This is a genomic window from Vibrio sp. Evd11, assembly GCF_900382755.1.
GTDB lineage: Bacteria > Pseudomonadota > Gammaproteobacteria > Enterobacterales > Vibrionaceae > Vibrio > Vibrio lentus.
The window spans coordinates 1-9,424 of the sequence record NZ_OSDX01000106.1 but is presented as its reverse complement, the minus strand read 5'-3'; the positions used below and the strand labels follow the sequence as shown (position 1 = coordinate 9,424).

Below are 9,424 nucleotides of genomic sequence, written 5' to 3'. Positions count from 1 at the left end.
ACAACAGCTACCTTTCGCAAATCCTTGCAGGACAAGGGGCTTCGTAATCTTGCCCTGGCTCTCTTATGGCTTTCATTTCGCGAAGCTTAATGCGAGCTTGCTCAAGTGACATATCAGGAAAGGTACCTAGCTTAATCTGTACAAGTTTACCACCTGACTCTGGGCTTCTATAGCGATAGGTAAAAGTTTTCCTGCCCGTCTTTCCACAGGCTATTCTTAGCCCTCGGTTTTCTCCAGTATCAGACAAGACACCTTTCTTAGCCGTTAGCGCCTCAATTGTCTTATTCGTTATAGATTTGATATTCTTCTTATCAGCCATTTATCGGGGTCCCTTATCGCAATATTGTGCGGCGATTGTATTATCTAGTATAGGAAATAAAAAAACTACACTTTTACCTACACTAATGATCGCGCTGTAGTGAAATCCTTTGATACTTAGTGGGACTTGTTGAAGATCCCAGAAATTCATAACCCATTGATTTAAAGTAACTTAATGCAAAAAGAAACCACTAAAAACAAAGACATAAAAGCAGCGCATACACCTATGATGCAGCAGTACCTAAAACTAAAAGCAGAAAATCCAGAAATTTTGCTGTTCTATCGCATGGGAGATTTCTACGAGCTTTTCTACGATGATGCTAAAAAAGCCTCTCAACTCCTCGATATTTCGCTAACCAAGCGTGGCTCTTCAAACGGTGAGCCTATTCCTATGGCTGGCGTTCCATACCACGCCGTTGAAGGTTACCTTGCGAAGTTAGTGCAGTTGGGCGAGTCCGTAGCGATTTGTGAGCAGATTGGTAATCCAGCAACTTCAAAGGGACCGGTTGATCGCGCTGTCGTAAGAATTGTGACACCGGGAACTGTAACGGATGAAGCCTTGCTTTCTGAGCGTGTTGATAACTTAATTGCCTCCATTTACCACCACAATGGTAAATTCGGCTACGCGACGCTTGATATTACTTCTGGCCGATTCCAGCTATGTGAGCCGGAAACCGAAGAAGCGATGGCGGCAGAGCTACAAAGAACGTCACCACGTGAGCTGCTATTCCCTGAAGATTTCGAACCCGTAAATTTGATGGCAAGCCGTAATGGTAATCGCCGTCGCCCAGTATGGGAATTTGAATTAGATACAGCGAAGCAGCAACTCAATCAACAATTTGGTACTCGTGACCTAGTTGGTTTTGGCGTTGAAACAGCCAAGCTTGGTTTGTGTGCTGCGGGCTGTTTGATTCAGTATGTAAAAGACACGCAACGTACCGCTCTTCCTCATATCCGTTCACTCACAATGGATAAACAAGATCACTCAGTGATCCTTGATGCGGCTACTCGCCGTAATTTGGAGATCACCCAAAATCTTAGTGGCGGCACAGACAACACCCTAGCCGAAGTACTCGATCATACTGCGACTGCTATGGGTAGTCGTATGCTTAAGCGTTGGTTACATCAACCCATGCGTAATATTTCAGCTCTTGATCAACGCCTAGATGCGATTGGTGAGATGAAAGATCTGGCTCTGTTTACTGAGTTACAACCAACGCTGAAACAGATCGGTGATATCGAGCGTATTCTTGCGCGTCTTGCACTTCGTTCTGCTCGTCCACGTGATATGGCACGACTCCGCCAAGCAATGGAATACTTACCAGAGCTTGCAGAAACGCTGACGCAACTTAAGCACCCATACCTTACTCAGCTTGCTCAATATGCATCTCCTGTCGATGAAGTGTCAGAGCTGCTTGAGCGTGCGATCAAAGAGAACCCACCGGTGGTGATCCGCGATGGTGGCGTGATAGCTGAAGGCTACAACGCAGAACTCGATGAATGGCGCGATCTTGCCGCGGGTGCAACCGAGTTTCTGGATAAGCTTGAGCAAGAAGAGCGTGAACGTCACGGTATCGACACGCTTAAAGTTGGCTACAACAACGTACACGGTTTCTTCATTCAAGTTAGCCGCGGGCAAAGCCATCTTGTGCCACCACACTATGTTCGCCGTCAAACACTGAAAAATGCAGAGCGCTACATTATTCCTGAGCTGAAAGAGCACGAAGACAAAGTTCTCAGCTCTAAATCGAAGGCTCTAGCTATCGAGAAGAAGTTGTGGGATGAGTTGTTTGATTTGTTACTGCCTTATCTAGAGCGAATACAAAACATTGCTTCTTCAGTGTCTCAACTGGATGTTCTACAAAACTTAGCTGAACGTGCAGACACCCTAGATTACTGTCGTCCAACCATGACAGAGTTTGCTGGTGTACAAATTCAGGCGGGTCGTCACCCCGTTGTTGAACAAGTAATGGACGAACCCTTTATTGCTAACCCTATCGACCTCAATGATCAACGTAAGATGCTGATCATCACGGGTCCAAACATGGGTGGTAAGTCGACCTACATGCGTCAGACCGCACTCATTGCGCTGATGGCTCATATAGGTTGTTATGTTCCAGCAGAAAGTGCGACGATTGGTTCTATCGACCGTATCTTTACTCGTATTGGCGCATCCGATGACTTGGCTTCGGGTCGTTCAACCTTCATGGTTGAGATGACAGAAACCGCAAACATTCTGCACAACGCGACACCAAATAGCCTTGTGTTAATGGATGAAATCGGTCGTGGTACCAGTACTTACGATGGTCTGTCTCTGGCTTGGGCAAGTGCGGAATGGCTAGCCAATCAAATCAATGCGATGACACTATTTGCAACGCACTACTTTGAGCTAACTGAGCTACCAAACCAAATACCAACCTTAGCGAACGTACACTTAGATGCGGTTGAACATGGCGACAGCATTGCCTTTATGCACGCAGTTCAAGAAGGTGCAGCAAGTAAATCTTACGGCCTTGCGGTTGCAGGATTGGCTGGCGTGCCTAAAGCAGTAATCAAAAACGCACGTGCGAAGCTGACTCAGCTAGAAGCATTGAGTATCGACTCTCCGACATCAAAGCCAAGTGGCGTTGATATCGCGAACCAACTGAGCCTGATACCTGAACCAAGTGAAGTAGAACAAGCACTTGCGAATGTTGATCCAGATGATCTGACACCTCGCCAAGCATTAGAAGAACTCTACCGTTTGAAGAAGTTGCTTTAGTCTCTTTCCAAGTAGGTTGTTATTGTCGTTTTGTACTGTCGCTTGAGCCGGCAGCATCAAATACAAAAGCCACAAACAAAAAAACGCTGACTTAAAAAGTCAGCGTTTTTATTTGTCTTCTATTCAAAGAAACATCATCAGTTCATTTAGTCGTTTTCTACGTTGAACAGATTTTCCATATTCAAGCCTTGCTTGATTAGAATCTCACGTAAACGACGAAGACCTTCAACTTGGATTTGGCGAACACGTTCACGAGTTAGGCTAATTTCACGACCTACTTCTTCTAGTGTTGATGGTTCATAGCCAAGTAATCCAAAGCGACGCGCCAGCACCTCTTTCTGCTTAGGATTCAGCTCATCAAGCCAGAAAATCAACGAGTTTTTAATATCGCTATCTTGAGTTGAAACCTCAGGATCTGAGTTATTGATGTCCGGAATAATATCCAGTAGCGCTTTCTCACCATCACCACCAATTGGCGTATCAACAGAGCTCACTCTTTCGTTTAGACGAAGCATCTTACTCACATCACCGACTGGCTTATCTAGCTTAGAAGCAATTTCTTCTGCCGTTGGTTCGTGGTCAAGTTTTTGTGATAACTCTCGTGCTGTACGCAGGTAGATGTTCAGCTCTTTCACAACATGAATTGGCAAACGGATAGTGCGAGTCTGATTCATTAGCGCACGTTCAATGGTTTGACGAATCCACCATGTCGCGTAAGTTGAGAAACGGAAGCCACGCTCTGGATCAAACTTCTCTACGGCGCGAATCAAGCCTAGGTTGCCTTCTTCAATAAGATCGAGAAGTGCAAGACCACGGTTGCTATAACGACGAGAAATTTTTACCACCAAACGCAGGTTACTTTCGATCATGCGTTTACGTGCTGCTTCATCACCGCGTAGAGCTCGACGTGCATAAAGCACTTCTTCTTCAGCGGTTAATAGTGGTGAGAAACCGATTTCGCCTAAGTAGAGTTGAGTAGCATCTAAACTTTTAGATGTAACTTCAGTCTCTTCTTTCGTTTCGGCTTTCTTTTTGACTGTTCGTTTTGCTTTTCCAAGAGCTTCCGGTTCCGTGGTTGCTTGGTTAAGATCGAACTCTTCTTTGGTTACTGCATTGCTTATACTCATAACGCCTCCCCCTGGCGAAATTAGCATGACATTACAACTTCATATGTCGCTAAATGACTGTGTCACTCCATACAATACGTAATTTTGCATACTGTATTTAAGGTAAATATCGTTTTGGATTAACGGACTTACCTTGGTAACGAATCTCAAAGTGCAGCCTAACACTGCTGGCTCCAGAGCTTCCCATTGTTGCAATCTTCTGCCCTGGTTTCACACTTTGCCCTTCAGATACTAATAGTCGGTCGTTATGCGCGTATGCACTTAAGTAATTATCATTGTGCTTCACAATCACTAGATTGCCGTAGCCTCGTAGTGCATTACCCGAATAAACAACCGTTCCCCCTGCAGTAGATACTATTGGCTGACCTCGCTGTCCTGCTATGTCTATGCCTTTATTTCCTTGTTCGCCTACAGAGAAATTCTTGATTACTCTCCCTTTAGTTGGCCATAACCATTTGGATACTTTATCACTTGTTGGTTTGGTGGACGGTGTAACATTCTGTTTACCTTTAGACCCAACATACTCCTTTGATTTGGATTGTTCAACCTTCTTTGGTGGATCTTTTTTCACCGGTTTGGCGGAAGTTTGCGCTGGCTTAGAATTAGAGTTTTTACTCTTTACTGGCGTGCTTTTAGGCTTACTGCTCGCAGACGCAGTCGTGGCCGCGGCTGCAGGAGCAACCACAGCTGCTGCAACGACAGTTGATTTACCATACGCTGGTGCGCTATAGCTAGGACGCCATAACTTAAGCTTCTGTCCGGGATGAATAGTGTAAGGTGCTGCGAGGTTGTTATAACTCACAAGGTCTTTAACGTCTTTATTGGTGACATAAGCAATGAAATAAAGGGTATCGCCTTTTTTGACCTCATAGTAACTGCCACGATAACTACCTCGATCGATCGATGAGTAATTTTTGTTTAGGCTAGAAACTGGCGCAGGCGAGTTAGCCGCACACCCAACAAGTGCACAGCTAAGTAAAAAAGTACTTCCTTTAAAAACCTTCGAACGCATCGACTCTTTATCCACCTACACCATTAGTCTTGTTATTAAGCTAGCTCACCAGGAACAAGAGGTACAAACCTTACCATTTCAATCACACTGGATAAGAACTCATCACCATGACGAACAATTTTCAGCAACTGTTGCTCATCATCACCAACAGGAATCAACAAGCGACCACCATCTTTCAGCTGCTGCAAGAGAGCTTGAGGGATCGACTCCGCTGCTGCTGTTACAATAATGGCATCAAAAGGCGCTTTTGCTGCCCAGCCTTGCCAACCATCACCATGTTTGGTTGATATGTTGTAGAAATCGAGCTGTTTGAGACGACGTTTAGCATCCCATTGCAATGATTTGATTCTTTCAACCGAATACACATGATCAACCAGTTGAGCCAAGACAGCCGTTTGATAGCCAGAACCCGTTCCGATCTCCAAAACACGGCTATTTTGCTGTAATTCTAGCAACTCTGTCATCTTTGCGACAATGTACGGCTGAGAAATCGTCTGGCCCTGTCCGATAGGAAGCGCATTATTATCATAGGCTTGATGATACATCGCCTGTGATAAAAAGCTCTCTCTCGGCAGTTGATAAATAGCATCAAGAACCTTTTGATCCTGAATACCATTTTCAATCAGAAAAGTAATTAAGCGCTCTGCTTGAGGATTACTCACTTACTTCTCCCCTAACCATGTTGTCATCGCACCTAGCGACTCATGCGCTGTCAGGTCAACTTGTAACGGTGTTACCGATACAAAGCCATGCTCGATAGCGTAAAAATCGGTACCTTCACCGGCATCTTGTTCTTTACCTGGAGGACCAAGCCAATAAATATCATGACCACGTGGATCTTTTTGCTTAATCATATCTTCAGCATGATGGCGAGCACCTAGGCGAGTCACCTGAGTGCCAGACAACTGTTCTAAAGCTAAATCAGGGATATTGACGTTTAACAGGCGATTGGTTGGGATTGGGTTTACTAAATGTTGTTCGACGATACGACGAGCAATGGCCGCCGCTGTCTTAAAATGTTTTTTACCCACTAGAGAAAATGCCACCGATTGAACGCCTAAAAAGTGCCCTTCCATGGCTGCTGCCACAGTGCCTGAATAAAGCACATCATCACCTAGGTTAGCACCGTGATTAATACCCGTTAATACCAGATCGGGCATATCATTTTTTAGCAGTTCATTTAACGCAAAGTGTACACAGTCGGTCGGTGTTCCTTGTACCGAATATGTATCTTCGGTAATTTCTTGAACACGTAAAGGCTGTTCTAAAGTTAATGAATTTGAAGCACCCGAGCGATTACGGTCAGGTGCCACAATGATAATTTCAGCAAGATCACGTAATTCATTGGCCAGCTCATGAATACCTTGAGCATGCACACCATCATCGTTGCTGAGTAAAATCTTCATCTTGTATCCTTTCTTTTGTTCCAATGCCAAGTCACTTAATTTCCGATATCAAGTGACTTCGCTCCAAGCAGAATCGTTATTGCTCGTAGCTTCTCTCTACGTGAACTTCTTCAACCAATTCACGAACAATAGCGGTTGCGAAACAACCTGCATCGAGAGAGAACTTAAGAGTGACATTATCTTCGTTCACTTCCCAAGTTAAACCCATCGGCTTCAACGAAGCTTCACGGCGATCATGGCGCATACGGTTACCACAAATAAGCGCCATTAGATCCGGTTCAGCATCAAGGTGTTTCTGCTCTAGAGCTTGAGACGCATCGGTCGTCGGTAACGCATTATCTCCAGCCAAAGCAACGGTAATAAACGCAGAACCGTTCGCGATGTCTTGATTTACCGTTTCGATATTGTCTGCCGTCACAGCTAATTGAGCGCCGTCTTTAACGACGATATCGCCAACCAATGCCGACGCAAACGCATCTTGCTCAATACGGTCAGAAAGGATTAAGTTGTAGATCCAAGAACGAGCAGCAGAGAGGTACAAGCTGCGCTTATTTTGATTACGCGTGCGAACGTTTTCACGACCCCAACGGCGAGCTTCAGATAAGTTGTTACCTTCATTACCAAAGCGCTGAGCACCGAAGTAATTTGGCACGCCTACCTGAGCAACTTTTTCTAAACGCTTTACCACATCATCGCAGTCCGTTACTTCAGACAAAGTCAGCTCAAATTGGTTGCCAATTAAATCGCCTGGACGTAGCTTTTTGTTGTGACGTGCTGTCGCCAAGATCTCAATGCTTGGGTATTGTGCGAGAAAAGCAGAAAAGTCAGGTTCACCTTTTGGTAGATGCACGCTTAACCACTGTTCTGTCACAGCATGACGGTCTTTCAAACCAGCCCAGCTCACGTCTTTCGACTTAACACCACACGCTTTAGCCAGTTCGTTTGCTACGAAGCTCGTGTTCTCACCAGTTTTACGAATACGCACCATTAAGTGCTCGCCTTCACCAGTAAACTCAAAACCCAAGTCTTCATTAACGACAAAGTGTTCGGCTTTTGCTTTTAGTTTTGCTTTCGCAGTTGGTTTACCGTTTAGGTAAGCCAATGAAGATAAAATATCTGACATGCTGTTCTTTTCGTGTTGGTGCTTACGCACTTTTAGTAATTAGGACCACCGCTTCACATGCGATGCCCTCTTTGCGACCTGTAAAACCTAAACGCTCAGTAGTCGTGGCTTTTACATTCACATTGCTAATGCTTGTTTCTAAATCTTGAGCAATGGCTTGGCACATAGAGTCTATATGAGGAGCCATCTTTGGAGCTTGCGCCATGATAGTAATATCCGCATTACCAATCACATAACCTTGCTCTTTTACTCGACGATAAACATCTTTAAGTAATTCGCGGCTATCTGCGCCTTTCCATTCATCATCCGTATCAGGGAAATGACGACCAATATCACCCGCTGCAATTGAACCCAGTAAAGCATCGCATAATGCGTGCAGGGCAACATCACCGTCTGAGTGTGCGATAAGACCCTGTTCATAAGGGACGCTCACGCCACCAATAATTACCGGGCCTTCACCACCAAATTTGTGTACATCAAAGCCATGGCCAATACGAATCATCATTATTCCTTATTCTGACTTAAATAGAACTCAGCCAAAGCCAAATCTTCAGGCTGAGTAATCTTAAAATTATCTGAACGCCCAGCAATCAGTGCTGGCGATAAACCTTTCCACTCAAACGCAGACGCTTCATCGGTAATTGAAACACCTTGTTTCAAGGCTTCACTCAAGACTTTCCGTAAAGGCTTAGATCGAAACATCTGAGGGGTAAGCGCATGCCAGAGATCGACGCGATCGACCGTGTGTTCAATTTGTCCTTGAGCACCGCGTTTCATTGTATCGCGAACAGGCGCAGCTAAAATCGCACCAACATCATGGGCCATAGCACCAGAGATCAGTTTGTCGATATCACTCAATTGGATACAAGGCCTGGCGGCATCATGCACCATCACCCAATCACTGAGTTGCTGTTGAGCAATATAGTCCAGGGCAGAAAGCACCGAGTCGGCTCTTTCCGTCCCGCCGGACACTCTGATCACCTGTGGATTAAGGTTAAGCGGTAATTCAGGGTAGTAAGGGTCATCGTCGCTGACCGCTACCACAATTTTAGACACCTGAGGGTGAGACAACAATTTCTCAACGGTGTGCTCTAAAATCGTTTTACCGTGAATTTGAAGATATTGCTTGGGACGGTCGGCCTTCATTCGGCTGCCGACGCCCGCAGCGGGGACCACTGCAATAACGCTTTGAAGTTGGTTCGACATTAATGAGATTCCTCACCAATAATACGATAAAACGTTTCGCCTTCTTTCACCATTCCAAGCTCATGACGTGCGCGCTCTTCAATCGCGTCTAAGCCTTGGCGTAAATCGTCGATTTCCGCAAACATCTCAGCATTACGAAGATGAAGCTTTTCATTTACTTGCTGTTGAACTTGGATTTCGTTGTTCACACCGTAGTAATCAGAAATACCATTTTTACCGAGCCACAGTGTGTGTTGTAGCCAGCCAAACATTATGAGCAGTACTAAAGCAAAAATTCGCATAACACCTTTCGCCGGTTGAAAAAGAAGGAACTAGAATAAGGCACATATATACCATAATGAGCTTATTGGTGCGAGATATGTGGTGTCAGGGAATCAATAAGTCGGGGAGTTATTGGACAGAATAGTGAGTGGTAATCGGGTAGCCGAGGGTGTCTAACCCTCAGCCCCCACACCACCCTGCATGCGGCTC

10 protein-coding genes are annotated in these 9,424 nt (G+C 45.2%); 1 reads left to right on the top strand and 9 read right to left on the bottom strand.

All coding sequences use genetic code 11. From position 1 onward, the window contains the following. Positions 1–7: 7 nt before the first annotated feature. Positions 8–319: an Arm DNA-binding domain-containing protein gene (locus ED652_RS23225; protein ID WP_254051736.1), complete on the bottom strand. Its 312-nt coding sequence runs from the start codon at positions 317–319 to the stop codon at positions 8–10. Between the two features lie 204 nt (positions 320–523). On the opposite strand from ED652_RS23225, the gene mutS reads away from it, so the two are divergent. Then, positions 524–3,079: a DNA mismatch repair protein MutS gene (gene mutS / locus ED652_RS23220; protein ID WP_122056308.1), complete on the top strand. Its 2,556-nt coding sequence runs from the start codon at positions 524–526 to the stop codon at positions 3,077–3,079. A gap of 146 nt (positions 3,080–3,225) precedes the next feature. Here mutS and rpoS read toward each other — a convergent pair whose 3' ends face one another. From rpoS to ftsB, 8 genes are all read right to left on the bottom strand, one after another. Beyond that, positions 3,226–4,206 carry an RNA polymerase sigma factor RpoS gene (gene rpoS / locus ED652_RS23215; RefSeq protein WP_029223238.1) on the bottom strand — a complete coding sequence of 327 codons (981 nt, stop codon included), beginning with the start codon at positions 4,204–4,206 and terminating at the stop codon, positions 3,226–3,228. 97 nt (positions 4,207–4,303) lie between these two features. After that, positions 4,304–5,218, bottom strand: a complete 915-nt coding sequence (nlpD, locus tag ED652_RS23210) for a murein hydrolase activator NlpD (protein ID WP_122056307.1) — start codon at positions 5,216–5,218, stop codon at positions 4,304–4,306. A 35-nt stretch (positions 5,219–5,253) separates the two neighbouring features. Next, on the bottom strand, positions 5,254–5,880 hold the full coding sequence (locus tag ED652_RS23205) for a protein-L-isoaspartate(D-aspartate) O-methyltransferase (protein ID WP_017108696.1): 627 nt from the start codon (positions 5,878–5,880) through the stop codon (positions 5,254–5,256). After that, complete coding sequence (gene surE / locus ED652_RS23200) at positions 5,881–6,624, bottom strand: 5'/3'-nucleotidase SurE (RefSeq protein WP_076678790.1); 744 nt, start codon at positions 6,622–6,624, stop codon at positions 5,881–5,883. It abuts the gene before it with no gap. 76 nt (positions 6,625–6,700) lie between these two features. Next, positions 6,701–7,747, bottom strand: coding sequence for a tRNA pseudouridine(13) synthase TruD (gene truD / locus ED652_RS23195; RefSeq protein WP_029223235.1), 1,047 nt, complete (start codon positions 7,745–7,747; stop codon positions 6,701–6,703). 22 nt (positions 7,748–7,769) lie between these two features. Then, positions 7,770–8,249, bottom strand: coding sequence for a 2-C-methyl-D-erythritol 2,4-cyclodiphosphate synthase (gene ispF, locus ED652_RS23190; RefSeq protein WP_004735397.1), 480 nt, complete (start codon positions 8,247–8,249; stop codon positions 7,770–7,772). 2 nt (positions 8,250–8,251) lie between these two features. Then, positions 8,252–8,953: a 2-C-methyl-D-erythritol 4-phosphate cytidylyltransferase gene (gene ispD / locus ED652_RS23185; protein WP_122056306.1), complete on the bottom strand. Its 702-nt coding sequence runs from the start codon at positions 8,951–8,953 to the stop codon at positions 8,252–8,254. Further along, on the bottom strand, positions 8,953–9,234 hold the full coding sequence (ftsB, locus tag ED652_RS23180) for a cell division protein FtsB (protein WP_122056305.1): 282 nt from the start codon (positions 9,232–9,234) through the stop codon (positions 8,953–8,955). Before ftsB ends, ispD begins: the two co-directional genes overlap by 1 nt. Positions 9,235–9,424 lie beyond the last annotated feature (190 nt).